Consider the following 23,882-nt stretch of genomic DNA (forward strand, 5'->3'; position numbering starts at 1 on the left):
GTGGGGGCGAGGAACCAAGCTTTCCAGAGGTAACGCCATGACCCGTCACGTTACCTTCATGACCATCGACGATGCCGAGCACTACACCCCCCAGGAGCGCGCGGCGATCGTTGCCGCTTATCCGGCGCATGAGCGCGAGGCACGTGCGCGCGGCATTCCGGTGCTGGGGTCGGGCCGCATCTTTCCGGTGGCCGAGGCGCTGATCGCTTGCGAGCCGTTTCGGCTGCCGCGCTACTGGCCGCGCATCGGTGCGCTCGATTTTGGCTGGGACCATCCGTCGGCCGCGGTCGAGCTCGCCTGGGATACGGAGGCCGACGTCGTCTATGTCGCAAAAGCCTGCCGCGCTTCGCAGCAGACGCCGGCGATGCAGACGCTGACCCTGAAACCGTGGGGCGAATGGCTGCCTTGGGCCTGGCCGCGCGACGGCCGCCGCGAAACGCTGGAAGGGGCGGGCGTGGCGCTCGCCCGGCAATATTCAGCACACGGGCTGAACATGCTGACCCGCCACGCGCAATTCCCGGACGGCTCCGTCTCGGTCGAAGCCGGGCTGATGGAGATGCTGGACCGCATGCAATCCGGCCGCTTCAAGGTGTTTTCGACGCTTGCCCCCTGGTTCGAGGAGTTCCGGCTCTATCACCGCAGGGATGGCCAGGTGGTCAAACTGCGCGACGATTTGATGGCGGCGACACGCTATGGCGTGTTGATGCTGCGCGAAGCGGTGGTCGATCCGGCCGAGTTCAAGAGCGCTCGGCGACAGGTGGGCCAGAGCGATCCGTTGGGGGCTTTTCGGTAAGGGCGGAACACCTATCGCGTTGTAATCATCGGGCCTGACTCTGGGCCTGCCCCGATTATCCGTGCCGCGACTTTCGACGTCACTGCGGCGGAATTCTACGACGCGTCATTCACGGCGCTTCTGGCGCCCTCAACGCCGCTCCGTCTCTCCAAAGATCTTCGATCTGACCAAGCCTGCGAATGCGAGCCGCCAGTACGCGTGCGATCCGGCCATGCCCCCCGTTGGCGCTCCCTCGTGGCAGGAGACAATTCAATGGCGACCATACCTCTCAATTTGGCGCAGCGCCGGCTCGATACCGGCAACGCGGTGCGGTATCCGCAGGGATCGCCAATCGGCGGCGCTATGCAGGGTTTTGGCGACGAGCTTTCCGCTGTCGCCGAGCGCTACCAGCAGATGAAAGAGCAGCAGGACGCGTTCGACGCCGAACTGGCACACCGCCGGTTCAACAGCCGGATCGCGCAGGCGGAAGACGAGGTGACGGCGAATGCCCCCGCCGACGGTGCAGGCTTGCATGACGCGATGTACGGCCAAGTCGATCCGCACAACGGCCGGATGGTCAAGATCGGCCTGTTCGAGGCGCTGTTCGACGACGCCTTGCCGACCGTGCCCGGGAGCCAGCGCGCCAATTTCGCCAGGCAGAAGGAGACGATGCGCGCGGAGGGCTCGCTGCGCATGGCGCAGCGGCAGCTTCAGCGGCGTCGAGACTACGAACAGGCCCAGGTCGACACGGCGCTAAAAACCAACGCCATTGCCATAGGGCAGGGCGACCCCGACGACAACATCAGCTTCGAGGCGGCCAGGCAGGACGGGCTCAATCTCATCGACAAGAGGGGCCTAGATCCGCAGGCCCGGGAGCAGGCGGTGAAGGCCTGGCTCAGCACCGCGGCAAAGGCACGTTTCGAGGCCCTGATCGCCAAGGATCCCAAACGAGCGCTTGCGATGTTTGGTGTGAGTTCGCCGACAACACCCTCCCGTAGCTCAGGCGCCGATGCTGCGGATGCCTCCGATGCCGTGGCTGCGAAAGGCGACCGCGTCGGCAAACTCACGCCGGATGAACGGATCGCGCAGGCGTTTGGGGACGGGTCGTCATCGCCTCTCAGCAGGGGGGGCATCCTGACAACCGATCTTCGCGCCGATCTGTCGCCCGACGATGTGCAGGGGCTGATCAATCAAGCGCACGCTAACATCGTGGCGCAACTGATCGAAGCGCGCACCAACATCTACCTCGCCTCGCAAAACGCGCCGGACGCAATCGCCAACACAGGTACCTATTCTGGCCAAATGCCTAACCCTGCAGACTTCGCCGCTGTCTATGGCGCCGAAGAGGGCGGCAAGCAGTACCAGGACTTCAGCCTAAGGATGGATGTCGGCCGTCAGGCCTTCGGCATGCGAACGACGCCCAATCAGGCTATCCACGCAGCGCTACGCGATGCCGAGCCTGGGCCAGGTAGTTCCAACGAGGAGCAGAGACGGTATCAGGTCACGGCTGCCGCTGCGCTCAAGACACTGAGCATGAGGCGGGAGGATTCTGCTGGCTACGCTCGCCCCAATGTCGATGCTGCCTGGAGGGCGGCAACCGGTCCAGACAGCAAGTCGGAGACCAGCGATCCGGAGGTATACAAGTGGGCCATCGCCGTCTCCGTTGCGGCCCAAAGGCAACTGGGCGTCGCGACCCTTCAGCCCCTACCAAGGGCCATTGCCCAAAGCCTGGCCGACACCTTTAGCGACGAAGGCGTGCCGCAGGCTGATAAGGACATCATCCTGCGTGATCTCCTGGCAGCGGCGCCCGATCCGGGTGTTCGCGAGGCCCTGTCACAGCAGTTGGATCTAGTTGGCCGTTCTCGGCCGGCCCAAGTCGACCCGATCACCACAGCGGCGACGGGGCAAGGACAGCCTCCATCGGTGCACCCTGGCGAACCCCAGTCTGCATTCCAACAGGCTACGGAGGACTTCGGCAATTATCTCAGCGAGAGTTTCGAGGCCCTAGGCCGAGCCCCACACGACATTGGGCTGTTTCTCCGGGATCTGCGCGACGATCCTTTGGACGCCCTCGGTCAACTGCCGGTCACTTCTGCCTCCGGAACAACTGCCGGAGGAGCTGCAGGCCTTCGGTGGTTGGGTACTAGGTTTGCTAATGAGACCCCTGTCGCCGAAAGTTTGGCGACAGACGTCGGAAGAGCGTTTTCAAAGAAATACCAGAGAAATTTCTTCAAAAAACACCCACAATTAATAGGAAAAGTTTTTATTCACCACAAGGTAGAGCAGGATGTGCTCAATAAATACCCGGGTCTTTTTGACGATGATTTCATTCATTCTCTAGAAAATCTTTCAGGTATTCCAAATAGTCTAAATTCTACCTTGCATCTTCGAGATATTAGGCTTGCTTGGAATCAATTTTACAGAGAAGTAGCCAATCCGACGAAACAACAATTCCTTGATAAAGTCGCTGAAATCGATAGAAAATTTGGCCATCTGTTCAATCCCCCAGTAGGTAAATGATGCGATACTTCTACATAGAGCCGGAAGTGGCGGGCGGACTTGGTGATCACACGGTGAGGGACGTGAGCATCCATCCACCAATTGTAACGAAGCTGCACTACGAATTTCAAGGGTGGTTTGGCGACGTGCTGTTAGAGAGCTTCCCGTGCTTCATTGTCACCGAAGGAGCAAAAAGCGCGCTACTGGAAATAGGTATCTCCGGCGTGACATTCAGCCCGGTCGAAGTGAGCACCTCTGATCTTTTTGAGGAAATGCAGCCGGATCAAAGGCTTCCGCCGTTCGTATGGCTAAAAGTGGACGGGGATGCCGGCCGCGATGATTTCGGAATCGCGAACGATTACCGCCTTGTCGTTTCCGAGCGCGTCCTCGATGCCCTCAAGCCATTGGGAATCTCCAATGCCTTGATTGAACCTTTCGAAGCGTCTTGATGTCCTTAAGTCTTGGCGGCTCTTGGGGGGCGACGTTGAAGCGATGGATTGCTACCCTCAGATCGAAACCTGCCGAAGCGACACGGGGGCACCTGACCGACGGGTCGGCAGGATACTTTTATATAAGGCCGAACGTCGCTGGTGGGCTTGGCGAAAACAGCGTTCTTGACTCGAGCGCCCATCCGCCAATCGTAACCAAGCTTCACTACGTGGTAGAGGGCTGGTTTGGTGATGTGCTCGTTACGACGTTCCCCTGTTTCCTCGTCACCGAAGAAACCCAGCGCTCACTGCAGAAGATGGACTGCTCAGGTGCGACGTTCGCCGACGTCGAAGTGACAACCTCCGAAGAGTTTCACGAGGACCAGCCTGGACAGGAACTCCCACCCTTCGTCTGGTTGAAAGTGAATGGGAAGGCCGGCCGCGACGACTTCGGGATCGCAGCAAACTATCGCCTCGTCATCTCGAAACGCGTTCTTGATTTGCTGGAATCATTGGGAGTGCACTGTCACCGTAATTCTTTGCGTCGAGACCGAATAGCTGCGATGTCTCGAATTGACGCCGTGGGTTACTCCACGATTTTCCAGTAAGAATCCTTGCGGGTCACCTTGCCGTCGCGAAACGTGTAGAAGTCGCAACCCTGGACTTCCTTTCTCGTGCCCTCGCGGGTGGTGCCGATGAGGGTCCATTTCGAGATGCCGGTATTGGCAGCCGCATCCACAAAATGCTCGGGGTTGCCGTAGTGGACATCGGGCAAGCCTTCGAAGCGTGTCGCCAGCGCGTCTCGTACGTTGCGCTTGCCCTCGCAACGCGTTCCCCAGGGCTTGCTTCCCCTCGGCATCTCCAGGACGCAGTCGTCGGCAAACAACGCCATGATGCGATCGAGATCGTGGGCGTTGAAGGCGTCGCTTAGCTCCGTCAGTGTCGCTCGAATGTTCATTCGCCCGTCTCCTCCAGGGATAACCGATAGGCTGCGATGTCCGAAGTAGGTCACTGGCGACGGGGCCGGTCAAGTGCGCGGGCCTTCGAGACTCCCCGAAAGCGGGAAGCGCACCCCATCGCTCAGGCCTGCTTATGACCCTTCGCATCATCCCCGCCACCTTGCGCGATCTCTCCTACATCGCCGCCAACCTGCGCCCCGAAGACCGCGCCGAGATCGACTGCCAGTTCGACCAGTGGTCGCCGGCGCTGCTGGCGCTGACGGCGCTGCAGGGGTTTGCCTATGTCGCCGAACTGGACGGCAATCCGGAGGCCGGCTTTGGTGCTGCCGAACAGCGCGGCGGGTTGTGGATCGCCTGGAGCTGGGGCACGCGCCGGATGAAGCGCTGCGTGCCTGGGATTACGGAATTCTTTCACGGCGTGCTGGCTCACCAAGTCGCGGCACGCGGCGCCTGGCGGGTCGAGGCGCGGGCGCTCGCCGCCAATGAACTGGCGCTGCGCTGGCTTGGCCGGCTCGGCGCCACGCAACGCTGCCTGCTGCCGGGCTACGGCCGGAACGGCGAAGATTTTTTCCTCTACGACTGGACAAGAGAAGGCTGGAACCATGTGCCTGTTTCAAAAACCACCGGAACTGAAACCGCTGCCGCCGACGCCGACGGCCGAGGACAAGGACGTGCAGGCGCGGGAAGCCGCACTGCGGGCTGAGCTCGAGCAGCGCCAGGGAACGCTGAGCACCATCAAGACCGACCTCGCGCCGGCGAGCCTCACCGGCCAGCGCCGCGTTCTGCTGGGGCTTTAGACCATGACCGCGATGAAGCGCAGTTTTCGCAAGCGTGTGCTGGCGTGGTGGTATTGGCGGCGGCATGCGCGGTTGGTGAAGCGGCGGTGATTGGCAGCTTCGGCCTCTCACGCCTTCTTCGCGAACGCCCACACCATCAGCGGGTATTCCTCGTCGTTGCTGAGATCCCGCCACAGGCCGTAGGCACGCACCGGCCCGCCGATGTGGGCCCTGGCGCAGGCCTTGTTGCCCCAGCCGTGGACCTTGACGTTGGCTTCGGCAAAGCCGCCCTCGACCATCAATTGCTTCAGGCCGGCGGGGGTCCATCTGTTGTAGTCGTGCGGCCTGGCGTGGACCCGAAACAGGAAGGGTGTCGCCACCATCGCCCAGCCGCCGGACCGGGTCATGGCGTGGATGTTCTGCACCGCGGCCTGCGGCCGCCGCACATGTTCCAGCACCTGGTCGGCGATGACGATGGAATATTGCTCGTCGGTGCGGTCCTTGCAGATGTCGAAGGCGGGGAAATCGACCGACCGGTAGTTCGGGCACATCGCCCGCCAATAGCGGTTCCAGCCGGGCGAGATTTCGATCACGTCGGCGGCTTTGCGATTTCCCGCTTCGAGGAAGACGGTGAACGCCTCGATCTGGCGGATGCGCAGCCAGTTGCGGGAATCATAGCCAAGCAGCCGCTTCGCCACCTGTTTGCCGCGGTTTTTCAGGGTACCGGCAAGGCTTGTCGTCGTCACTTCGACCTCCTCCAAAACCCGCCGCGAGACCTTCTTAGACCGAGAACCGCGCAAAACAATGACATGGTCGCGATGCCGTCGCGCCAAACCAGAGAGATCTGACATGACCGATTCCCGTGCCCGCGATATCCTGTCCCGCCAGTCCGAGCTCGAGAGCGAGCGCAGTCAGTATGAGGCGGTGTGGGAGCAGGTGGCGGAGTTCTGCGACCCCGATGCGCCCGACATCTGGAGCGGCCGCCGCATTGGCGGGGCGGACTCGCAGGCCGAGCGGCAGGAGCGGCGCGGGGCTCGCGTCTACGCCAACACCATCAACTCGGCCGCCAACCGGCTTGCCGCAGGTTTGGAAAGCCTGATCATTCCGCAGTCGGAAAAATGGCATGGCCTGTCGACCGCCGAAATGAACGACGAGGAGACCGACGAGGAGAAGGAATGGGCGGAATCCCTGCGCGATTTCCTGTTCTCGCTGCGCTACTCTGCCAATTCGAACTTCGTGCCGGCGACCCAAGCCTGTCTGCGCAATGTCGTGCGCTACGGCCCGGCCTATCTCTATGCCGAGGAGGGGTTCGGCTCGACGCTGATCCGCTATGCCTCGATCCCCGTGGTCGAGGGCTATCTCTCGCGCAACCGTTGGGGCCAGGTCGACATTTTTCACCGCCGCTACGAGCGCACGGCAAGGCAGGCAGCGCAGTTGCTCGGCTACGAAAAGCTGCCGGCGCGCATCAAGGTGCTGGTTGACGATCCGGCCAAATGCGAGACGAAGATCTCGCTGGTCCAGTGCATCCAGCCGCGCGACGAGCGCAAGATGTATCGGCTGGGTGGCCACACCCAGTATCTCGACACGGCGTTTGCCTCCTACCACGTCATCGAGGACGAGGAGGAGATCGTGCGGGAAAGCGGCTTTCGCACCTTTCCGGTGTCGACCTTCAACTGGCGCCGCTACGAGGGCGACCCCTACGGCATCTCGCCGACCATCGAAGCGCTGACCACGGTGCGCGAGGAAAACGCCGTGCGCCGCTCCGGGCTTCGCGCCCTGCAGCAGATCACCGATCCGGCCACCGCCTCCAAAGCCCGACTCGACTATGTGCCGGTGCTCAATCCCGGCGAGAACTATCCCGGCCTGATCGACGACAATGGCCGGCCGCTGATCGCGCCGATCTCGACCGGGCAGAATCCGACCTATGCCTTCAACTACGCGCAGAGCCGCGCCGACGAGATCCGCGACATGATGTTCGTCAATCTGTTCCAGACGCTGGTGCAGAACCCGCAGATGACGGCGACCGAAGCGCTGATAAGGCAGGAGGAAAAGGGCGCGCTGCTCGGCCCCTCCGGCTCGATCATCCAGGCGGGCTTTGCCACCAATCTCGACCGCGAACTCGGCATTTTGGAGGACAAGGGGCTTTATGACGAAGACAGCCGCTTCCTGCCGCCGGCGAGCCTCGCCGGCAAGGCGGTGCGGCCGACCTTCACCGGCCCGCTCGACGTGCTGCGCCGCTCGGCCGAAGCGCGCGACACTATCCAGGTGGTGACGACGGCCATGCAGATGGCGCAGTTCGATCCGGGCGTGATGGACAACATCGACAGCGACGAGGCGATCAAGATCGTGCAGAGCGCCGGCCGCAGCCCGCAGCGCATTTTTCGCCGCAAGGAGGAGGTCGACGGCCTGCGCGATGCCCGGGCCAAAGCAAGCCAGGCCCAGGCCAGCATGGCGGCGATCGCCACCGCCGGCAAGGCGGCCAAGGATGCGGTGCCGGCGGCGGTGCAGGCGCGCGACAGCGGCCTGCTCGACGGCCTGCAAGGCATGCTGCAGGGCCAGGCCGGGTCCGGCCAAGGCGGGCAAGGCGTGCCAGCCGGTCAGGATCCGGCGGGCGGTCGCGCATGAGCGGCAAACGCTTCGCCCGATCCGGCCAGGCCGGCGGTCCGGCCAAGGCGCGAGAGGCGCTGGCCAGGGCGTATCTCAGGGTGTTTTCCGGCGTGGACGGCGAGATGGTGCTGGCCGACCTCGCGGCAACAACAGGCTACTACCGCCGCCCGTCCTATGGCGAATGGATGGCGCGGACCCGCACACCCAACGGGTTCGAATTGCACAGCGCACTCAGCAATGCCCGCGCCGAAGTGGTGCAGCACATCATGGGGTTTCTGACGCTGGATGAGGCGCAACTGGTGGCGCTGGAGAAGGCGGCGCGGGCGGAGGAGTAGGGCGCTTTAGCAGTCAAGCCGTGCGTGGTCACGGCTCCCTCCGGCCCTGACTTGAGAATCCGTGCCGCAACAAAAGCCGAGGAGCGCGACACATCAGAATTCCGCGCCGTAGAGGCGCTCTGAGGTCGCGGTATTATCAGCAGGATGAAAATGCGAGGGTAAGCACGCTGCTCGCGGGAACGTCAGGCCCTCTTGCTCGGGCAGCCGTGGCGCGGCAACTGGCCGATGCCGGTCTGGGCTGGATCATTCCCGGTGCTGGCTACAAGGCCCCTTCGACGCTCTCGGTGTTCGCATCAGATGCGAAAGCCCTTGGCAAGGTCGCTGCGAATGCAGGGATCGCCCTGGCCAACGTAAATGATTGGGTTGCCTACGGCATGTCCGGAGGAACGATCAGCCCTCCAGATTACAAGGATGCCTACTACAACCCGGCGAACCGTGTCGAGAACCTGATGATGCATCAGGGATCTGATGCATTGAGCTGGTCGATACCGTGGCCCGGGGCTGGTCGAGCTGCAGTTGCCGAGGAAGGGATAGCGCGAGCAATCGAGGCGGTCGGTTCCGGAGCGGCGGTGCGAGCTGAACGATCCATCGGCAATCTGGAAGCTGCAAATACACCAACGTCCAAAGTCGCTCCCGGGCAGGTTGAGAAGCTAGGTACCGGCGAAGGCGCAGCAGGAGCCATACCGGCAAAGCCACAGCCTGAGAACTTCTCCAAGCAGCCCACGACGTCGCTTGATGCCGCCGGGGAACTTCCGGTCGCCGGTTCCAACGCCCTCTCTGGCGTTACGACGCCCAGCCCCGCGCAAGGCGGACGCCAGACGACCCGTTCGCCTCGGAAGTCAAAGCTGGACCGCGAGATGATCGCCGCAGTGGCGAGCGAACTATTTGCCAGAGACCCCAGACGCGTAGAGCATCCCGGTGCAATATTTGGCGAGGCGACTACAAATAATTACCGGAAAGGGTATGCTGAGGCGAACCCCGGCGTGAACATCGAGGATTTGGTAATTCATCACCCAGCCGAGCAGAAATTACTTAAGAGGTTTCTAAATTTCCTGTCGAAGAAGAAGATCAATTCGGTAGAAAATCTTCGCGGAATACCTAAAGATTTAAATGAAATACTTCATCTTGTTATCATTAGAAGCGAAAATGACAAATTCTATGAAAAGTACCCTAACCCAACCGAGCGGCAGATTCTGGACCATTCTACAATGATGGATAAGAAATATGGCCATCATTTCGTGCCGCCTGTCGGAAAATATAGGTGAAAAGTGGATTACTATTATGTGGAGCCGTTTGTGGCTGGCGATTTTGGCAAAAATACAGTTCTCGATAACAGTGTTCACCCACCGATTGTGCACAAACTTCACTATGAGATCGACGTTTGGATCGGAGATGTCCTGATAAGGAGCTTTCCCTGTTATCTTGTTACAGAAGAAGCTGAGCGAGAATTGTTGAAGATAGGTGTTTCAGGGGTGACGTTTGCCGATGTCGAGGTGACTGCCTCGGAGCTGTTCCATCGGCTGCAGCCAGAGACGAAACTTCCACCTTTCGTCTGGATGAAGATCCATGGGCAGCCGGGACATGACGACTTCGGCATGGCTCCGAACCACAAGCTTGTTGTTTCAGAACGTGCCCTAGACGTGTTTGAGCGCCTCGGCAATGAGTCAGCCGGGGTTCGTTCATTCGACGGGCCGGAAAAGGATTGAATGATCCTGGTGACTTCGCACGTCGGAGAATATCGCCTGCAAGACGGTATGAGATGAGACCACTGTCAGACATCAGACAGTCGACGACCACGGCTCGTTGATTGGATCATTATTGGTGTGGGCGGAGCTTACGGGCGGCGCCAGCATCTCAGAACATGGCGCTGCCCGTCCTTCGGACCCCCCCTTGCCGGGACCTTCTCCCCGTAGAACGGGGAGAAGGGGGGCTAACGATCAATAATCGCCGTTGTAGTACCGGTCGTCGCAGGGCGCGGTGTAGATGCGGCCGTCGCGGTCCTGGTAGCGGCACATCTGTTCGCCGCGCCGTTGCGGTTGCGGGGTGGTGGCTGAGCCGACGACCGCGCCAAGCAGGGCGCCGCTGGCCGCGCCGATGACCGTGCTCTTGGTGTTGCCGCCAATGGCCTGGCCGACGAGGGCGCCGCCGGCGCCGCCGATCAGCGCGCCGGTTCCGGCTCTCTGCTGGCCTTCGGTCTGCGCGCAGCCTGCAAGTGCCGCAGTCATCAGCACGGCGGCAATGGCTTTGTGAAAGGTCATGTGAAGTCTCCCTTGAAGGCCTGAAATCCCTATGGCTCGCCACGTGCCGCCGCATTGCGGCGGAACGGGGGCACGCGGCCTCACGATATAAGACATGGTTTCTCGGGCGTTGATGGACCGAGAGCCGAAAACACCTCTTTCGAACAAGGCGCTAGCTCGGCTCCTTGTCAAAACGATTCAGCCTTTGACGGGTCGGTCTGGCTGCGCCGGGCCCTCCGCCATCGCTCCCAGGCCTTCGGGCGTTCAAGTCCTTTGAAAGGTCCACTGGACCTTTCGATCCGCCCGAAGGCAGACCGGACTTTCACCGTTCGTCGTTTGGAAAGCCAAGCAATTGGCTTCCCATGCGCTGCGCGCACCACTCCTCACTCAAACAATGGAGACATACCAATGACCCGAGGTCTTCCCCGCACACTTGTCCGCGCCGCCGCCCGCGAGGCCGGCCTTGCCCCGCCCAGGCCCGGCCTGAAAGCCGTCACCACGGGGCAGGGCGGCGCCTTCCGCACCGTCTTCTCGTTCAATGGCATGCCGGTGCCGGTCACCGACGCGCAGGCCTATGCCAGCCAGAAGATATTCGACTTCACCGACGGCAAGGTGCGCATCAAGGGCGGCACGGCGCGGCTGCAATTCGCCGTGGTGACGGCACGCGCGGCGACCATCAACGACAATGCCGCACTGACCTGGTCGCTCGGCTCGGCGCCGGCATCGAGCGCGACGCTGGCCTCGACCATGGTCAACGTGCTGGCCTCGACGGCCCGCACGCTGGACGGCGCCGGTGCTACGCTCTCCACCGCCTCGACCGCCGACATCGCCGCCGCCGCGACGCTGGATGGCACGACGACGCCGGTCGATCTCTATCTCAACCTCGCCTTCGCCACCGGCATCGACATCGACGCCGACGGGATGATTGCCGTGACGGGGACGATCACGCTGCTGTGGGAGAACTGGGGCGATAATGCCTAGCCCACAAACTTGGGCGCTTGACGCAAGCGGCGATGACGGCCGATCTCCCCCCTCGTGTGGGAGATGTCCGGCAGGGCAGAGGGGGGCGCGTCCCGCCGACCTGTCGGGCTGTTTCATCAAACCAAACCGGTTGCGTTGACAAGCCAAATCGAAGGTCAGCGTTCCTTCGCGCCCCCCTCTGGCCTGCCGGCCATCTCCCCCACAGGTGGGGAGATTGGCAGCTTTGCCGCCGGCTCTTTTCTAACCCTCATAAAGGAAATCTCACATGATAGATCTGGCAGACGCCGGGTCCGTGGCTGCCGCACGGCAGCCGGCAGGCAACCCAGTACGGCAACCCGTAGGTGCGGAGAACGGGTCCGCCGCGCCGCCGGCCAAAAGTTGGTTTGACGGTCTTTCCGAAGGCAACCGCAAGCTTGCTGAGACCAAGGGCTGGACCAAGCCTGAAAGCCTCGATCGGGTTTTCACATCCTATGCGGAGCTGGAGCGGCAGCAGGGTGAGAGCCTGCGCGTTCCCGCCGCGGACGCATCACGGGAAGACTGGGACCGGTTTCATGCCCGGCTGCCCGAGGCGATGCGTCCGGTCACCTCATCCGAAAAGGTCGAGTACCGGCGCCCGGAAGGGTTGCCGGAAAACTTCGCCTATTCGGACGAACTCGCCAATGCGTCCAAGGCCTGGGCGGTCGAAGCGGGTGCTTCGCCGAAGATCGCGCAGGCCTATCACGACAAGTTCGTCGGCTACATGGCCGAGCAGGCGAAAGCGCAGGAGTTCGCGCTGGCCCGTTCGGTCGAGGCCACGCATGACGACCTTGTCAGGGATTGGGGGCCGACCGACAGCGATGGCTTTCGCCGGAAGATCGAGGTCGCCAACCGGGCGATGAAGAAGCTCGGCCTGGTCGACGCCTACAAGGCGAAGGGCATCCTTCTGCCTGACGGCGCGCTGACCGATCCGCAGATCGCCAAGGCGTTCCACGCCATTGGCGAGGCGATGTTCACGGAAGACACGATCGACGGCGGTGCCGTCTTGAGCGGAGGCAATCCGTTCAAGCGCAACGCCGCCGGCGAACGCAACATTTCGGCGATTTCAGCCCTCGTCAAAAGCGACCCCGCCCGCGCTCGGCGGCTGGCCCGCGAGGCCGGGGAAAATCCGGATCGCTGGATGCCAAACAACCCCCTCTAAAGCTGTGTCGATATTCAGGTGATGCCGGCCTGCAAACGACGGCTTTCTGCGCTTCCGGTGCTCACGGACCTGAATGTCCGCTCCGCTCCGGTTCTCGGAAGCCATCATTTTCGGCTCGGCCTGACCTGAATCTCAACACACCTTCTCCGCCAAACCCAAACCTGAAGGAAGAGAAAAATGGCAGATGCCTACACCCGTATCGCGGACGCGATCGTTCCGTCCGTCTATGCGCAATATGCGTTCGAGGAGCATGTCCAGTCGCTCGAAATCTACCAGGCCGGAATCCTGTTTTCCGACCCGGCCATCGCCTCGAAACTGTCGATGGGCGGCCGCTCGGTCGACATGCCCGGCTGGAAGGATCTCGGCAACGATCCGTCCGAGCCGGTCAATGACGATCCGGCCGATTCCATCGAGATGAAGAAGATCGGCTCGCGCCGCGAGGTCGCCGCCCGCAATGTCCGGGCCCAGGCGTGGGGCGTTCCGGACCTGACCTCGATCCTGGCGGGCGATGATCCGCAGAAGCTGATCGTCAAGCGGCAGACCGAGTACTGGCAGCGCGCCAACAAGCTGACCTTGCTCGGCATCCTGAAGGGCGTCGTCGCCGACAACATCGCCAATGATGGCGGCGACCTGGTGCGCACCACCGGCGCCTCCATCGTCGACACCGACATCATCGAGGCCGCCTATCTGATGGGCGACCGCGCCGACAAGTTCAAGACGATCTGGATGCACTCCAAGCAGATGAAGGCGCTGAAGCTCGCCGACCTCATCGACTATGTGCCGTCGTCCGAGCAGGGCGGACCGCTGATCCCCTACTACATGGGTCTGCGGGCGGTCGTCGACGACGACATCCCGGTGGCAGCGGGCGTGTACACGGCGTTCATGTTCAAGGACAAAGCGATCCTGTGGAACGAGCTGCCGGTCAACACCGAAGGCGGTCCGCTGGAGTTCGATCGCAAACCCCGCCAGGGCCATGGCGGCGGCGTCACCGAAATGGTCGGCCGCCGGCATTTCGTGCCGCACGTTCCCGGCACGCGCTTCCTCGATGCCTCCTCGGCCGGCGAATTCGCCACCGATGCGGAGCTGGCGCTGGCGGCCAACTGGGACCGCACCGCCTCGAGCGTCAAGGCCATGACGTTCATCGCGCTGAAGACCACCGAGGCCTGATCGGGCCGAGGCGAGGCGCGGGGGCGTTGCGCCAAGCCCACTCCAAGGCCGCATTCCTTCGCGCCCTCCTTTGTCCTGCCGGACATCTCCCCCACGAGGGGGGAGATCGGATGTCACTGCGGCCTTCGCTAATCTCCGACGTTGCAGGAAGAGGCCCAGCGCCTGAACTGCCAATCTCCCCACCCGTGGGGGAGATGGCCGGCAGGCCAGAGGGGGGCGCCGTAGAGCGCGATCTCTGATTATCGCCATCCAATCCCCAAGCCGCTTCGCAGCGGCTTTTTTCATGCCCGACGATATCCCCATCAACCCTTCTCACGGAGGCGCTAGCCCATGGCCATCACACCGCTCGATATCGCCAACATGGCGCTCGCCGTGCTCGACGAGGCGCCGGTCGACAGTCTCGATCAGGACGTCAAGGCCGCACGCCTCATCAACCTGCATTTCGACCTGACGCGCGAGGCGGAGCTGACCAAATATGCCTGGGTGTTCGCGATCCTGCGCGCCACCGTCGCGGGCGCGGATACCGGCAGCGGCGATTGCACGCTGAACTTCGCCTATGAGTTGCCGGCCGACTGCCTGCGGCCGCTGCCACCGACCCGCAATGGCGAACCGGACGGCGTGCCTGTCTCCTGGCGCCAGGAGGCCGACCTGATCTACAGCGATCAGTCCGGGCCGCTGGTGATCCGCTATGTCGCCAACCTCACCGACCCGAACGACTGGGACGCGCTGTTCACCGAAGTGCTGGTGGCCGCACTTGCCATCAAGGTGGCGCATCCGCTGACGCACAAGTCGGGCATGATCGACATTGCCCGCTCGGCCTATGAACGGGCGCTGGACGCGGCACTCAACGCCAGCGCCATACAGCGCGGCGGCCGGTCCTACACCGCGTCCTGGGCGAGCCAGCGCGGCGACAACAGGGTTGCGCCCGGCGACAGCAGGATTTTGCGCTCATGACGACGCTCTATCCGGTCCAGGACGTCTTCATCCGCGGCGAGATCTCGCCGCGCCTGCACGCACGCGCCTCGCTCGATTTCTATCGGGCAGCACTCGCCAAATGCGAGAACTTCGTCACGCTGCCGCATGGCGGCATCCGCAAGCGCGGCGGCACTTACTTTGCCGGCGAGGTGAAGATTTCGCTGAAGAAAACGCGGCTGATCCCGTTCATCTTCTCGGCCGATCAGGCCTACGCGCTCGAATTCGGCGATCTCTACATCCGCGTCTATGCCTCTGGCGCCCGCGTCGGCACGGTCGAGGTCGTCACGCCCTATCTCGAGGCGGACCTGTTCGATCTCGCCTATGTGCAGTCGGCCGACCAGATGTGGATCACCCACAGGAACTATCCGCCCAAGGTGCTGACGCGAACAGCGCACACGACATGGACGCTGAATGATTACGCGATCGACGACGGTCCCTACGATGACATCAACAACACCGCGACCACGCTGACACCGGCGGCCTACGGTTCCTTCGTTCCCAGAATGACCAGCCTGACCGCGCCAAGCGGTACGGTTTCCAGCCAAAACGCGACTGCCGATGCATGGGAACTGTTCGACAAGAGCAGCAAGACCGGATCGATCATTTCATCGGGCACCGGCGCGTGGGTTCAATACCGCCTGGCGTCCAGCGCACGGAAGGTGTGCAACGCCTATTGGGTGCAGGCAAATGGCGCCGCCTCCGAGTCGCAGGACATGCCGACCCAGTGGGAGGTGCAGGGATCGAATGACGGTTCCACATGGGTGACGATCGACTCGCAGCAGGGCCAGACCGGCTGGGCTGCTTCAGAGCGCCGGTATTACGAGTTCTTCAACAAGACAGCCTTCGAATACCTGCGCTGGGACGCGGAAGGCGGCGGCGGTCCAGACTCCGCCAACACCAGCCTGGCCGAATGGGCACCGAACGAGGACGGCGACCTGATGACGCCGTTCAACCTGACGGCGTCCGCGATCGTCGGCATCAATGGCGGCACCGGCTTCCAGACCAGCGATGTCGGCCGCGCTGTCAGGCTGTTCGCCTCCGACGGTCGCTGGCGCTGGGCCAAGATCGTGTCGCGCACCAGCACGACGATTGTCACGGTCCGCATGTACGGCCATGCCCTACCGGACCTCAACCCGGTATCCCGCTGGCGGCTGGGTACGCTGGTTCCCGGCAAATATATGGAAGGCGGCTCGCTCTATGAGGAACGCCTGGCCTTCAGCCGGAAATTCTCGGTCTATGCCTCGGCCACTGGCGACTTCGACAATTTCGCGCTGGGCGAGAAGGACGACGACGCGCTGGAGTTCGTGCAGGCCGGCGGCGGCCAGGCCAACGACATCGTCTGGATCGCCGAGTCCGACGGTGCGCTGCTGATCGGCACGTCGGGCGGTGTGCGCGCGCTTTCGGGCTCGGGCATCGACGAGGCGCTGACGCCGTCCTCGTTCAAGAACCGGCGTTCGCGCACCTTCGGCTGCGCCCGCATCCGACCGGTCGATGCCGGCCAGTCGTTCCTCTATGTCACGCGCTCGCGCAAATCGATCGCCGAGCTGACGCAGACGGCGCAGAGCCGTTTCACCTCCGATGATGTCGGCCAGATTTCCGAGCATATCCCGAAGCTTGGCGTGGTCGAACTCGCCTTCCAGACCGATCCCGACCCGTTGCTGTGGTTCCCGCTCGCGAATGGCGAGCTTGGCGGCTACACCCATCAGCCATCCCAGGAGGTCAGAGGCATGCACCGGCATCGTCTGGGCGGCGCCTTCGGCGGATTGGGCTGGGCGGTTGTCGAAAGCGCTGCGGTGACCCCCGGCCAGAACGGCAACGACGATCTCTGGCTGGTCGTCAAGCGCAGCATTGGCGGCGCGACCAGGCGCTTCATCGAGGTCAAGACCGCGCCATTCGAGTATGGCGCCATCGCGGACGCCTTCGAGGTCGACTGCGGCCTGACCTACTCCGGCGTGGCAGCGACCACCGTGGGCGGCGCGGCACACCTCGCCGGCCAGTCCGTCGATGTGCTGGCCGGCGCAAAGGTCTATCGCGGCCTGACGGTCGGCAGCGGCGGCACCGTGACGTTGCCGCCCGGGTCGCCCGCATCAGCCAAATGGCAGCTCGGGCTGCCCTATGCGGCGGGCGCCGACACGCTGGAGCTCGATGTCGGCGGCCGCGACGGCTCCATCATCGGCCGCCGCAAGAAGGTGGCGAAAGTGATCCTGTCGCTGCTCGAAACCGACACCACCGGGCTCGAAGTGCAGTCCTTCATGCGCGGCCGCTGGGAGCCGGTGCGCATGCCCTCGATCGTCGCGCCCGACGGCGGGGCAACGCTGTTCACCGGCAATGTCGAGGTGCCGATCGACGACAGCTGGGAAGGGCAGGGAAGGGTGAGGATCCGCCACGTCAACCCGACGCCTTGCACCATCCGCGCCTTTACGCCGGTGTTCGACGCGGAGCCTTAGGGAAGGCCAACGTCCCATTCCCGCCAACCCCCGCTCTGTCCTGCCGGACAGAGCGGGGCGCTGTCCCGCCAGCCTTGATCTTTCCTTCTCCCAAAAGGACCCACCCCAATGACATCCCCCCATGCCGAGCAACTCGGCAGGGCGCGGACGGCTGCCGAATACGCTTCCGTCATCGCCTTGCTCGACACCGACCTCAACGACGCGCTTCGCTGCAGAGCCGAGCTGGCGCAGGCCGAGGACCGCGCGGTCTTCGGCGACGGCGACCTTGCCGCCGCGCGCGCCGCGCTCGACGACTGCAACGCAGCAATAGCGCTGCTGGAAAGAACCATAGATGCCGCCGGCAAGCGCCGCACGGAGGCCGCCGCCAGCGAAGCCCGCGCCGACATCGCCGCCCTCGGCGACGAGATCAAGGCCAGGGCCGCGCTGCTTGGCGAGCGCTGGAGCACCGTGCACCGGCTGGTCGAGCTGCTGCGCCAGCAACTGTTCGAGGCTGATGCGCTCGCCCGCGCCATCGCCACCGCCAACGGCCTGTTCGACGCTGCCGGCGTCGCCGACCTCAAGGTCAACCTGACCACCACCCGCCGCACCGCCATGGCCGGGCCGCGCGCCGCCGCACCCGCCCGCCTCAGCCGGCCGGCGCTGCAGGCCGACAGGCTGCTCCTGTCCTTCCTCAGCCCCGGCGGCGCGCTCGACCCGCGCCCGGCGCTCGGCGCGCCGGTCAAGCGCCCCGAAGTCAGGCGCTGCGAAGTCAGGCGCTCCGAGGGCGTCAAAAGCAAATTCCTTCCCGCCAGCACCCCGACAAGCAACCCCTTCGGCGAACGAGGCTGAACCATGTGCACACTCGCTCTTCTCGGTACGGCTCTTTCGGTCGGCGGCGCGCTGGTCGAAGGCCAGCAGTCGAAGCAGATGGCCGACACCCAGGCCAGGGCCTATGAGCAGCAGGCGCGGGCCGACGCGCAAAGTGCCGCCTTCGAGCAGGGCCAGGAGCGCCGCAAGCAGGACCTCCTGCAGGCGCAGGCGCGCGCCCAGGCCGGCGCCTCGGGCGTTGGCATTGCCGGCTCGCCGGCCGAAGTGCTGGCGGCAAACGCTGGGCAGGGCCAGCTCGACCTCAAGGCGATCCAGTACAGCTCGCAGCTGCGCCAGAACAATCTTGGCACGCAAGCCGCGATCTCGCGCTTTTCCGGCAGGCAGGCGGTGACGGCGTCGATCTTCAAGGCGGGCAGCAGCCTCGGATCAGGCCTCTCCAGCCTCTACGACCCGACCAAGGCCGTCACCTTCGGCAAAGGCGCCTTTCCGCCGGCGCCGGGTGGCCTCTCCAGTGGAGGTCTCTACTGATGGCGACCATTCCTCTCCAACTGGCCCAGCGCCGGCTCGATACCGGCACTGTCGTCTCCTATCCCGAGGGATCGCCGGTCGGCAGGGCGATGCAGGGATTTGGCGACGAGCTTTCCGCTGTCGCCGAGCGCTACCAGCAGATGAAAGAGCGGCAGGAGGCGTTCGACGCCGACCTCGCGCGCCGTAGGTTCAACGGCCGGATCGCGCAGGCGGAAGACGAGGTGACGGCGAATGCGCCGGCCGACGGCGCAGGCCTGCACGACGCCATGTACGGCCAGGTCGATCCGCGCACCGGCCGGGTGGTCAAATCAGGCCTGTTCGACACGCTGTTCGACCATGCCTTGCCGAACATGCCCGAGAGCCAGCGCGCCAATTTCGCCAGGCAGAAGGAGGCGATGCGCGCGGCCGGCTCGTTGCGGATGGCGCAGCGGCAGCAGGCGCGCCGCGACGACTATGAGCAGGCTGAGTGGACCAAGGTCGACAACATCTCGACCAGCGCGATCGCAAAAGGCAACCCGAACGACACCGGGACTTTCGAAGCGATCCGGCAGAACGGCTTCGACCTGATCGCCAAGATCGGCAACCCGCTCGCCCGGCAAGCGGCGGAAGTGGCCTGGCGCAGCAACACGGCCAAGGCGCTGGTCCAGGCGATGATCGTGCAGGACCCGAAGCGGGCGGCCGAGATGCTGGGCGCGGCGCAGGCTGGAAGCCACACCAAGGATGACAGCGCCAAGGCTGTTGGCGCAACCAGTTCGACACCGCCGGATGGCAAGACAGCCGCCGCACCCCTCGACGCCATCACCTATTTGGCGCCCGGCGATGTTGCCGCGCTACGCGATCAAGCCAATACGGCGACCGCCGCACAACTGGTCGATGCCCGCGCCAAGGTGCAACTCGCGGAGCAGAATGCCCCGGCGGTTATCGCCAGCACGGGCCAGTATCCCGAGAAGAAGCCGAGCGAACAGGATTTCGTCAACATCTACGGCGCCGACGAGGGTGCCGGGCGTTTCCAGACCTTCAACATAACGGCTGGCATCGCCGATGCATTCTTCAAAATGCGCCGTGCGCCGAACCAGGCAATACATGCCGAGCTTCGGGATCTTGAACCCGGCCCCGATGGCTCGCAGCAAGAGCGCGAGCAATATGAGGTAAAGGCCGGCGCCGCGCAATTGGTGTTGGGTGCCAGACGCGCCGATCCCGTCGGTTACGTCAGCCAACTGTTCCCGAACAAAGCCCCGGACTGGAACAAGGTCTCAACGCCTGAGGATTTCCAGGCTGCCGTGACTTGGGCCACTGCTGCCCAGCAGGAGATGGGTTTTGACAGAAAACTGCCGCTGCCGTGGGCTGTAGCTGACCAGCGGGCGGCGAAATACATCGACCCAAGCGAGCCGTTCGAAAAGCGTCTTGCAGAGTTGAGTTCGATTGTATTGGCGGTTCGTGACCCTGATGCGCGCAAGGCGGTGGCCGGACAGATATCCTTAGCGGCTGAAGCCCAATGGCGAGCCCGGGCTGCCCAGGATCCGAGCATCACCCCGGAGTTGTTGGAAGCCCAGCTCGCCGCGCTCAAGAGTGGGCTGGCTTGGATGGGGGAACATCCGGCTCAAGCGCAGTACAGCACCATGTCGTTGCTGCAACAATTTGGCCTGGCGTTCTCGGATGTAGGTCGCCTCACGGCCAAGGGCGCGGCCGCCGGAGGTGCGGACGCGATCTCCGCCGGGCTGGACGCCGCTTTGTCGGGCGAGAGCTACCAGGACCTTCTCGGAACTGAGCAGGCCCGGACCGAGGACGCTGCGGACCGGGCAGGCTCGGCCGGTTGGGCGGCGGAGGCCCTCGGCGCCGGCTTGACCGGATATGGGGTCGCGAGAGGCGTAATGACTTTGCTGGGCCGGGCAGGGATTGGCGCGGCGGCAGAGAGCGGCCTGACGAACCTCGCTGCCCGAACCGGCGCTGGGGGCGCGGCGGGTGGCTCATATGGCGGGGCATACGCGTACAACACGGGCGGGAGCATTCCTTGGGGAATTGCCAATGGGGCACTTTGGGGTGCTGGCGGCAATGTCCTCGCCGAGGGGGTCAGCGCGGTTGGTAGCCAAGGGTGGCAAGACTTGCCGAGCGTTCCAGCCTTGCTAAACCCGATATCGCTCCGGATAATGGGCCGGGCTCTATCCCGACAACTAGTACAGAAGAGATTCCAGTTTCGACTGGCAAGGCAGACGAAATAAGGAGGCCGTATGCACATTTGGAAGATCCTCCCAACATTGCTCCAGGCAACAAACCAACAAAGAAGCAGAGAATAACCATATTTAAGGAAAATATGAAAATTAACGGTGGTTCTATAAGGTCAGATAAGAGCGGAATAGAGGTAATTACACCAAATCAAAGTAGGAAAGGTGTTACTCCTCCCAAAAATGAAGCGCATATTGATCATATAGACCCAGTTAACCCTGCCGACAAGACGAAATCACCTGGATCGAATAGCTACAAAAATTTTCAGATTCTCGCCAGGTTTGAGAATTTGGACAAATCAAACAAATAGGTGATGATATGAGTAGTTGGAAGTTCAAAGACCAAAAAAATTTGGCCGTCATATCTACTCGGAAAGTATTCAGTAGTGCAGGTTGGATTGCGTATGTGTCACATGATCACGATGACGAGTCGTGGCAATTCTATGGAAATGAGGCTGAGATTGATCAAGATGACCTAATTTTAGTGGCCTTGGTCGAGGTGGTAGAGCTTGATCAAACTGTTGCACAGTTGGCGGATTTGCCGTTGGGCTGGCATGCTTGGCGCGATACAAAAACTTCGCCGTGGAAGCGTGCCAAGATGCCTGATGAACCGCAAGAATCGGAGCTGAGTTAGTTTCGTCTTATGGACGCTTCCCATGAGATACCGCTGGCCGATGGTGGGGGAGATCACGTATTGAATGTGAAGCCTCGTACCCGGGAGGACCATATAAGGCATCATCAAGATGCCGGAGATTCTGCGCGCTGGGCTAACAGGCGATGGCGCAAGAAGAACTTAATTGGTGGAGACGGAGTATGAATGCAATCGCCCCAGATCTCAGCAAGGTCAGTCGGTTGCCGCTTGCGGCGGACGATCCGGACGCGGACGACAATTTTGACGCTGCCCTTGGCGAGGCCCGTGAATACATTAAATTTTTTGAGTGGAGGAAGAATATCAAGGCGGAGTATTTTGGATATGGTGCCGAGGGCATAGTATACATTTTTCTCTTCGAGATTTCGCCTGGAAGGCCAGATGTACCCGCATGGATATGGGTGATCGTGGGTGATGTGCCTCCAGCTTACATGCCAGGCGACGACGTCAGAATTCCGTATGAGGCGCTGGATGGATACATTGGCGCAATGGAAGATTGGGTTGAAGCCGCTCGGCGGGGGAAGTCAATTGCGAAGCTGATTCCTGTCAATGTCCCGGCGAATCCCGCCAACGCGGAAATGTTGGGCGGGCGTCTCAAATTCCTCGACGAAAAGATTCTTCCGCTGCTTCAAGAGTGATGTGTCGGTACTTGTCGCCAAGCACCTTGGCTAAACCGGCGGTGATCACAGGCGACTATCGCCTTGCCGGCGTCTGGCCATCTGTTCGACCGCCAATAGGTGAATAATGCGATATTTCTACATAAAGCCGCATGTGGCTGGTGGTCTTGGTGAAAACACCGTTCTGGACACCAGCGTTCATCCGCCAATCGTAAGCAAGCTTCACTATCAGGTGGAAGGCTGGTTTGGTTCTGCACTGGTGACCACCTTTCCCTGTTTTCTCGTTACCGAAGAGGCCAAAAGCGCGCTGTTGAAGATGAGCTTTTCAGGTGCAGTATTCGCTGATGCTGAAGTGACCACCTCTGAGTACTTTTAAGAAATGTAGCCTGGGGTGCAGATCCCCCATTTGGTGTGGCTGAAGGTGACCGGACAAGCAGGTCGCGACGACTTCGGGATTTCTTCAAGTTATCGCCTTGTCATCTCGAAACGCGTTCTCGACTTGCTTGAATCACTGGGCCTTCCCTTCGCTCACATTGAGCCTTTCGAAGCCTAGAAGGGTAGTATTCTCGAAGCGACTGCGGATTTAACGCTCCAGCGAACAAAGATCCCTCGGACCTGCCGTGAGCGCCAAATTGAAACTCGCGTCCAGGCCGGCGCGTCGGAAATACGGTGACAGTGCACCATTTTTCTTTTCGCCACCTGACGTTTTCCGGTTTGCCCGGCAATTCGATCCAGGAATGCCTCGTTGCCCACCGGCCGGCCGATACTCTCGGCCTTGCGCGGGGCGTCGAAAACCGCGACATCCATCTCTCAAGGAACTACGATGACAGTCAACTACACAATGACGGCCGGCTGACGCAGCAAAAAGTGCACTGTCACCGTAATTCCTCAACGCGCATCCCAAATTAGAAGGTAAGGAGTAGTTCATCACGCAGCAGAGCGGCAGGTCTTAAAAAGATATTCCGGACTTGTGGGCGAAGAGGAGATGCACTCACTTGAGAATCTTCGCGGAATCCCTAAGGAATTGGATAACCTTCTCCATCTGACGGTTTTTCGCTTTGAGTGGGACGAATTTTACAGGTTGCATCCCAATGCGACTCGTCAGCAGGTGCTGGACTATGTTGCCTACATCGAAAAAAAATATGGCCATCTGTTCAATCCTCCAATAGGTGAATGATGCAATATTTCTACATAAGGCCAAATGTCGCTGGTGGTCTTGGCGAAAACACGGAGCTGGATAGCAGTGTTCACCCGCCGATCGTAAGCAAGCTCCACTATGAGGTGGAAGGCTGGTTTGGTGATGTTCTGGTAACGACTTTCCCTTGCTTTCTCGTTACCGAAGAAACCAAACACGCGCTATTGGAAATGGGCTTTTCAGGTGCAACATTCGCCGATGCTGAAGTGACCACCTCCGAGAATTTTCAAGAATTGCAGCCTGGAGTGGAGATCCCCCCGTTGGTGTGGCTGAAGGTGAACGGACAAGCGGGTCGCGACGATTTCGGAATCTCTGCAGATTATCGCCTCGTCATCTCGAAACGCATTCTCGACTTGCTTGAATCATTGGGAATTCCGCTCGCTATGGTTTATCCTTTCGAGGCCTAGCACTACTTTGGCAGTTTAGGTTTGACGGCGTCTGCGAGCAGCTTCTCACAGTGAGGACATCTGCGGCGTGGCGGCCGCGTGAAGAGGTCGAGAATGG

General features: G+C 61.9%; 27 protein-coding genes. 23 read left to right on the forward strand and 4 right to left on the reverse strand.

The window, feature by feature from the left end; genetic code table 11:
- Positions 1 to 37: 37 nt before the first annotated feature.
- The 4 genes from ACFFNA_RS16520 to ACFFNA_RS16535 all read left to right on the forward strand — a co-directional run bounded on the left by ACFFNA_RS16520 (position 38) and on the right by ACFFNA_RS16535 (position 4,307).
- The gene (locus tag ACFFNA_RS16520) at positions 38 to 793 is read left to right on the forward strand and encodes a phage terminase large subunit family protein (RefSeq protein ID WP_378919863.1); all 756 of its coding nucleotides are present in this window, start codon (positions 38 to 40) and stop codon (positions 791 to 793) included.
- A 252-nt stretch (positions 794 to 1,045) separates the two neighbouring features.
- Entirely contained in the window at positions 1,046 to 3,292 is a 2,247-nt protein-coding gene (locus ACFFNA_RS16525) for a hypothetical protein (protein ID WP_378919865.1), read from the forward strand.
- A 62-nt stretch (positions 3,293 to 3,354) separates the two neighbouring features.
- Positions 3,355 to 3,720, forward strand: coding sequence for a hypothetical protein (locus ACFFNA_RS16530; protein WP_378919867.1), 366 nt, complete (start codon positions 3,355 to 3,357; stop codon positions 3,718 to 3,720).
- Positions 3,720 to 4,307, forward strand: a complete 588-nt coding sequence (locus ACFFNA_RS16535; protein ID WP_378919869.1) for a hypothetical protein — start codon at positions 3,720 to 3,722, stop codon at positions 4,305 to 4,307. The genes ACFFNA_RS16530 and ACFFNA_RS16535 overlap by 1 nt, the downstream gene beginning before the upstream one ends.
- Here ACFFNA_RS16535 and ACFFNA_RS16540 read toward each other — a convergent pair.
- Positions 4,286 to 4,657, reverse strand: coding sequence for a nuclear transport factor 2 family protein (locus ACFFNA_RS16540; protein WP_378919871.1), 372 nt, complete (start codon positions 4,655 to 4,657; stop codon positions 4,286 to 4,288). The two genes, ACFFNA_RS16535 and ACFFNA_RS16540, sit on opposite strands and share 22 nt — an antisense overlap.
- A gap of 134 nt (positions 4,658 to 4,791) precedes the next feature.
- Here ACFFNA_RS16540 and ACFFNA_RS16545 point away from each other — a divergent pair, with 134 nt between their 5' ends.
- Positions 4,792 to 5,361, forward strand: coding sequence for a hypothetical protein (locus ACFFNA_RS16545; RefSeq protein WP_378919873.1), 570 nt, complete (start codon positions 4,792 to 4,794; stop codon positions 5,359 to 5,361).
- A 201-nt stretch (positions 5,362 to 5,562) separates the two neighbouring features.
- On the opposite strand, the gene ACFFNA_RS16550 is transcribed toward ACFFNA_RS16545, so the two are convergent.
- Positions 5,563 to 6,180: a class I SAM-dependent methyltransferase gene (locus tag ACFFNA_RS16550; protein ID WP_378919875.1), complete on the reverse strand. Its 618-nt coding sequence runs from the start codon at positions 6,178 to 6,180 to the stop codon at positions 5,563 to 5,565.
- A gap of 103 nt (positions 6,181 to 6,283) precedes the next feature.
- Between ACFFNA_RS16550 and ACFFNA_RS16555 the strand changes: the two genes are divergently transcribed.
- The 4 genes from ACFFNA_RS16555 (at position 6,284) to ACFFNA_RS16570 (ending at position 10,082) form a co-directional block, all read left to right on the forward strand.
- Positions 6,284 to 8,059, forward strand: a complete 1,776-nt coding sequence (locus ACFFNA_RS16555; RefSeq protein WP_378919877.1) for a portal protein — start codon at positions 6,284 to 6,286, stop codon at positions 8,057 to 8,059.
- Positions 8,056 to 8,376, forward strand: coding sequence for a Bbp19 family protein (locus ACFFNA_RS16560; protein WP_378919879.1), 321 nt, complete (start codon positions 8,056 to 8,058; stop codon positions 8,374 to 8,376). The genes ACFFNA_RS16555 and ACFFNA_RS16560 overlap by 4 nt, the downstream gene beginning before the upstream one ends.
- Before the next feature lie 206 nt (positions 8,377 to 8,582).
- Positions 8,583 to 9,641, forward strand: coding sequence for a hypothetical protein (locus tag ACFFNA_RS16565; protein WP_378919881.1), 1,059 nt, complete (start codon positions 8,583 to 8,585; stop codon positions 9,639 to 9,641).
- 3 nt (positions 9,642 to 9,644) lie between these two features.
- Positions 9,645 to 10,082, forward strand: a complete 438-nt coding sequence (locus tag ACFFNA_RS16570) for a hypothetical protein (RefSeq protein WP_378919883.1) — start codon at positions 9,645 to 9,647, stop codon at positions 10,080 to 10,082.
- Positions 10,083 to 10,313: 231 nt separating this feature from the next.
- Here ACFFNA_RS16570 and ACFFNA_RS16575 read toward each other — a convergent pair whose 3' ends face one another.
- Positions 10,314 to 10,634 (reverse strand): YMGG-like glycine zipper-containing protein, encoded by a 321-nt coding sequence (locus ACFFNA_RS16575; RefSeq protein WP_378919885.1) that lies wholly within the window; start codon positions 10,632 to 10,634, stop codon positions 10,314 to 10,316.
- Between the two features lie 387 nt (positions 10,635 to 11,021).
- Here ACFFNA_RS16575 and ACFFNA_RS16580 point away from each other — a divergent pair, with 387 nt between their 5' ends.
- The 7 genes from ACFFNA_RS16580 to ACFFNA_RS16610 all read left to right on the forward strand — a co-directional run bounded on the left by ACFFNA_RS16580 (position 11,022) and on the right by ACFFNA_RS16610 (position 18,695).
- Positions 11,022 to 11,594 carry a hypothetical protein gene (locus ACFFNA_RS16580; RefSeq protein WP_378919887.1) on the forward strand — a complete coding sequence of 191 codons (573 nt, stop codon included), beginning with the start codon at positions 11,022 to 11,024 and terminating at the stop codon, positions 11,592 to 11,594.
- A gap of 265 nt (positions 11,595 to 11,859) precedes the next feature.
- Positions 11,860 to 12,771 (forward strand): hypothetical protein, encoded by a 912-nt coding sequence (locus ACFFNA_RS16585; RefSeq protein ID WP_378919889.1) that lies wholly within the window; start codon positions 11,860 to 11,862, stop codon positions 12,769 to 12,771.
- A gap of 177 nt (positions 12,772 to 12,948) precedes the next feature.
- Positions 12,949 to 13,938, forward strand: a complete 990-nt coding sequence (locus ACFFNA_RS16590) for a Coat protein (RefSeq protein ID WP_378919891.1) — start codon at positions 12,949 to 12,951, stop codon at positions 13,936 to 13,938.
- 330 nt (positions 13,939 to 14,268) lie between these two features.
- Positions 14,269 to 14,892, forward strand: a complete 624-nt coding sequence (locus tag ACFFNA_RS16595; RefSeq protein WP_378919893.1) for a phage connector family protein — start codon at positions 14,269 to 14,271, stop codon at positions 14,890 to 14,892.
- Complete coding sequence (locus ACFFNA_RS16600; RefSeq protein WP_378919895.1) at positions 14,889 to 17,360, forward strand: phage tail protein; 2,472 nt, start codon at positions 14,889 to 14,891, stop codon at positions 17,358 to 17,360. The genes ACFFNA_RS16595 and ACFFNA_RS16600 overlap by 4 nt, the downstream gene beginning before the upstream one ends.
- 108 nt (positions 17,361 to 17,468) lie before the next feature.
- Positions 17,469 to 18,188 (forward strand): hypothetical protein, encoded by a 720-nt coding sequence (locus tag ACFFNA_RS16605; RefSeq protein WP_378919897.1) that lies wholly within the window; start codon positions 17,469 to 17,471, stop codon positions 18,186 to 18,188.
- Between the two features lie 3 nt (positions 18,189 to 18,191).
- The gene (locus ACFFNA_RS16610; RefSeq protein ID WP_378919899.1) at positions 18,192 to 18,695 is read left to right on the forward strand and encodes a hypothetical protein; all 504 of its coding nucleotides are present in this window, start codon (positions 18,192 to 18,194) and stop codon (positions 18,693 to 18,695) included.
- Here the strand turns inward: ACFFNA_RS16610 and ACFFNA_RS16615 are convergent.
- Positions 18,689 to 18,955 carry a hypothetical protein gene (locus ACFFNA_RS16615; protein WP_378919901.1) on the reverse strand — a complete coding sequence of 89 codons (267 nt, stop codon included), beginning with the start codon at positions 18,953 to 18,955 and terminating at the stop codon, positions 18,689 to 18,691. The two genes, ACFFNA_RS16610 and ACFFNA_RS16615, sit on opposite strands and share 7 nt — an antisense overlap.
- 6 nt (positions 18,956 to 18,961) lie before the next feature.
- Between ACFFNA_RS16615 and ACFFNA_RS16620 the strand changes: the two genes are divergently transcribed.
- The 7 genes from ACFFNA_RS16620 (at position 18,962) to ACFFNA_RS16650 (ending at position 23,785) form a co-directional block, all read left to right on the forward strand.
- Positions 18,962 to 20,914: a hypothetical protein gene (locus ACFFNA_RS16620; protein WP_378919903.1), complete on the forward strand. Its 1,953-nt coding sequence runs from the start codon at positions 18,962 to 18,964 to the stop codon at positions 20,912 to 20,914.
- Between the two features lie 17 nt (positions 20,915 to 20,931).
- Positions 20,932 to 21,228, forward strand: a complete 297-nt coding sequence (locus ACFFNA_RS16625; RefSeq protein ID WP_378919905.1) for a hypothetical protein — start codon at positions 20,932 to 20,934, stop codon at positions 21,226 to 21,228.
- Between the two features lie 8 nt (positions 21,229 to 21,236).
- Complete coding sequence (locus ACFFNA_RS16630) at positions 21,237 to 21,551, forward strand: hypothetical protein (protein ID WP_378919907.1); 315 nt, start codon at positions 21,237 to 21,239, stop codon at positions 21,549 to 21,551.
- Between the two features lie 179 nt (positions 21,552 to 21,730).
- The gene (locus ACFFNA_RS16635; protein WP_378919909.1) at positions 21,731 to 22,204 is read left to right on the forward strand and encodes a hypothetical protein; all 474 of its coding nucleotides are present in this window, start codon (positions 21,731 to 21,733) and stop codon (positions 22,202 to 22,204) included.
- A gap of 106 nt (positions 22,205 to 22,310) precedes the next feature.
- Complete coding sequence (locus ACFFNA_RS16640; protein WP_378919911.1) at positions 22,311 to 22,559, forward strand: hypothetical protein; 249 nt, start codon at positions 22,311 to 22,313, stop codon at positions 22,557 to 22,559.
- Between the two features lie 609 nt (positions 22,560 to 23,168).
- Positions 23,169 to 23,360 (forward strand): hypothetical protein, encoded by a 192-nt coding sequence (locus ACFFNA_RS16645; protein ID WP_378919913.1) that lies wholly within the window; start codon positions 23,169 to 23,171, stop codon positions 23,358 to 23,360.
- Positions 23,360 to 23,785 (forward strand): hypothetical protein, encoded by a 426-nt coding sequence (locus ACFFNA_RS16650; RefSeq protein ID WP_378919915.1) that lies wholly within the window; start codon positions 23,360 to 23,362, stop codon positions 23,783 to 23,785. Before ACFFNA_RS16645 ends, ACFFNA_RS16650 begins: the two co-directional genes overlap by 1 nt.
- Positions 23,786 to 23,882 lie beyond the last annotated feature (97 nt).

The organism is Mesorhizobium kowhaii (assembly GCF_042431665.1).
In the GTDB taxonomy this organism is placed as follows: domain Bacteria; phylum Pseudomonadota; class Alphaproteobacteria; order Rhizobiales; family Rhizobiaceae; genus Mesorhizobium; species Mesorhizobium kowhaii.

Excerpts from the sequence above, each read along its gene's own strand:
- ACFFNA_RS16520 (WP_378919863.1), top strand. The coding sequence starts at position 38 with ATGACCCGTCACGTTACCTTCATGACCATCGACGATGCCGAGCACTAC.
- ACFFNA_RS16525 (WP_378919865.1), top strand. The coding sequence starts at position 1,046 with ATGGCGACCATACCTCTCAATTTGGCGCAGCGCCGGCTCGATACCGGC.
- ACFFNA_RS16535 (WP_378919869.1), top strand. The coding sequence starts at position 3,720 with ATGTCCTTAAGTCTTGGCGGCTCTTGGGGGGCGACGTTGAAGCGATGG.
- ACFFNA_RS16540 (WP_378919871.1), bottom strand. The coding sequence starts at position 4,657 with ATGAACATTCGAGCGACACTGACGGAGCTAAGCGACGCCTTCAACGCC.
- ACFFNA_RS16545 (WP_378919873.1), top strand. The coding sequence starts at position 4,792 with ATGACCCTTCGCATCATCCCCGCCACCTTGCGCGATCTCTCCTACATC.
- ACFFNA_RS16555 (WP_378919877.1), top strand. The coding sequence starts at position 6,284 with ATGACCGATTCCCGTGCCCGCGATATCCTGTCCCGCCAGTCCGAGCTC.
- ACFFNA_RS16560 (WP_378919879.1), top strand. The coding sequence starts at position 8,056 with ATGAGCGGCAAACGCTTCGCCCGATCCGGCCAGGCCGGCGGTCCGGCC.
- ACFFNA_RS16575 (WP_378919885.1), bottom strand. The coding sequence starts at position 10,634 with ATGACCTTTCACAAAGCCATTGCCGCCGTGCTGATGACTGCGGCACTT.
- ACFFNA_RS16580 (WP_378919887.1), top strand. The coding sequence starts at position 11,022 with ATGACCCGAGGTCTTCCCCGCACACTTGTCCGCGCCGCCGCCCGCGAG.
- ACFFNA_RS16585 (WP_378919889.1), top strand. The coding sequence starts at position 11,860 with ATGATAGATCTGGCAGACGCCGGGTCCGTGGCTGCCGCACGGCAGCCG.
- ACFFNA_RS16590 (WP_378919891.1), top strand. The coding sequence starts at position 12,949 with ATGGCAGATGCCTACACCCGTATCGCGGACGCGATCGTTCCGTCCGTC.
- ACFFNA_RS16595 (WP_378919893.1), top strand. The coding sequence starts at position 14,269 with ATGGCCATCACACCGCTCGATATCGCCAACATGGCGCTCGCCGTGCTC.
- ACFFNA_RS16600 (WP_378919895.1), top strand. The coding sequence starts at position 14,889 with ATGACGACGCTCTATCCGGTCCAGGACGTCTTCATCCGCGGCGAGATC.
- ACFFNA_RS16605 (WP_378919897.1), top strand. The coding sequence starts at position 17,469 with ATGACATCCCCCCATGCCGAGCAACTCGGCAGGGCGCGGACGGCTGCC.
- ACFFNA_RS16610 (WP_378919899.1), top strand. The coding sequence starts at position 18,192 with ATGTGCACACTCGCTCTTCTCGGTACGGCTCTTTCGGTCGGCGGCGCG.
- ACFFNA_RS16620 (WP_378919903.1), top strand. The coding sequence starts at position 18,962 with ATGTACGGCCAGGTCGATCCGCGCACCGGCCGGGTGGTCAAATCAGGC.
- ACFFNA_RS16630 (WP_378919907.1), top strand. The coding sequence starts at position 21,237 with ATGAGTAGTTGGAAGTTCAAAGACCAAAAAAATTTGGCCGTCATATCT.
- ACFFNA_RS16635 (WP_378919909.1), top strand. The coding sequence starts at position 21,731 with ATGAATGCAATCGCCCCAGATCTCAGCAAGGTCAGTCGGTTGCCGCTT.
- ACFFNA_RS16640 (WP_378919911.1), top strand. The coding sequence starts at position 22,311 with ATGCGATATTTCTACATAAAGCCGCATGTGGCTGGTGGTCTTGGTGAA.
- ACFFNA_RS16645 (WP_378919913.1), top strand. The coding sequence starts at position 23,169 with ATGCACTCACTTGAGAATCTTCGCGGAATCCCTAAGGAATTGGATAAC.
- ACFFNA_RS16650 (WP_378919915.1), top strand. The coding sequence starts at position 23,360 with ATGCAATATTTCTACATAAGGCCAAATGTCGCTGGTGGTCTTGGCGAA.